Source organism: Bartonella sp. MR63HLJHH, assembly GCF_042194155.1.
GTDB lineage: Bacteria > Pseudomonadota > Alphaproteobacteria > Rhizobiales > Rhizobiaceae > Bartonella > Bartonella grahamii.
In genome coordinates, this window is sequence record NZ_JBHIMN010000033.1 from 1 (window position 1) to 1,240 (window position 1,240).

Annotated in this window: 2 protein-coding genes; both read left to right on the top strand. The window is 35.6% G+C overall.

What is annotated here, in order from left to right; genetic code table 11:
• Nucleotides 1–34: 34 nt before the first annotated feature.
• Complete coding sequence (locus tag ACFIKQ_RS08960; RefSeq protein WP_375653481.1) at nucleotides 35–880, top strand: type IV secretion system protein; 846 nt, start codon at nucleotides 35–37, stop codon at nucleotides 878–880.
• 243 nt (nucleotides 881–1,123) lie between these two features.
• On the top strand, nucleotides 1,124–1,240 hold a 117-nt coding region (locus ACFIKQ_RS08965; protein ID WP_375656305.1), incomplete at its 3' end, for a TrwH protein.

Consider the following 1,240-nt stretch of genomic DNA (forward strand, 5'->3'; position numbering starts at 1 on the left):
ATAAAAAGTTGAAAATTCGTTAAAGAGGAATTCCATGGACTTTACAGTGTTCACGCAACTTTTCAATAAAATTGATCAGATAACAAAAACATATGTCACGGATATTTCCTTAAAAACAACGGCTACAATTACGCCCTTTATATCAATCGGTATCACAATCGCTTTCATCATCTATGGATGGCTCATCATTCGTGGCGCTATAGATATGCCTCTCTCCGGATTTGTAAATCGTTTCCTACGGATAAGTATTATTACTTCAATAGCTCTTACCACAGGACTTTATCAGAATGAAATTGCCAATTTGATAACACAAATGCCCCATGAGTTATCAAAAGCGCTCTTAACAGATCCACTCAATGATACACAATTAATGAATTTACTAGACAAAACAGCAACCAAAGGATTTCAATATGCAGGACGTCTTTTCCAAGAAACCGTCTTCTTCGAAGCCAATGGACTGCTTTACAGTCTCTTAGGTATCATCATCTTGCTGGCAACAAGCCTCGTAGTAGCAATCGGCGGTGGTCTCGTACTCCTGACAAAAATCGCTATTACACTTCTCGTAGGATGGGGATCACTCTTCATCATTGCTTTGCTCTGGCAACCAACTCATCGCCTTTTCGAGCAATGGATAACCCAAGTCGTCAATTATATAATCCTCTTTCTACTCTTAGCGACTGTATTTAATCTGATGATGAATATCTTTGCAAACTATTTGAGCGATATGAAACTCGATTACGACCAGAATATAAGCTTCATGTTTGGGGGTGCTCTCATCTTGTCCATTATATCCATCACGCTGTTACTCAAACTATCAAGCGTTGCCAATTCTCTCGCAAAAGGCATTACATTTGGACATCTATGGAGACATAGAAACTAGATGAGATAAAAAGCAATGCTGCTCGTAACAGATGCCCTTAATATCCATATGACAAAATAACGAGGATATCCAATCCTAAAGTAAAAAATATTCGCACTAAAATTGAGCTATTTTCATAAATTAAAAAATGAAATTAAGAAAAGATCAATTATCGCAAACTATACACTTTACTTTAGTGTCAAAATTATAATAATGATAATAAATATTAAGATGCATATAATGGTAAAAAAGAGTCATATTAAAATGAAAAATATCATTCTTGTAATTTTGATTGCAAACATTTTATCGGCTTGTGTATTAGCACCAAAGCTCAAACAGCCCAATGATAGGAACCGTGTGCCTATTAATAAAACAATCCCT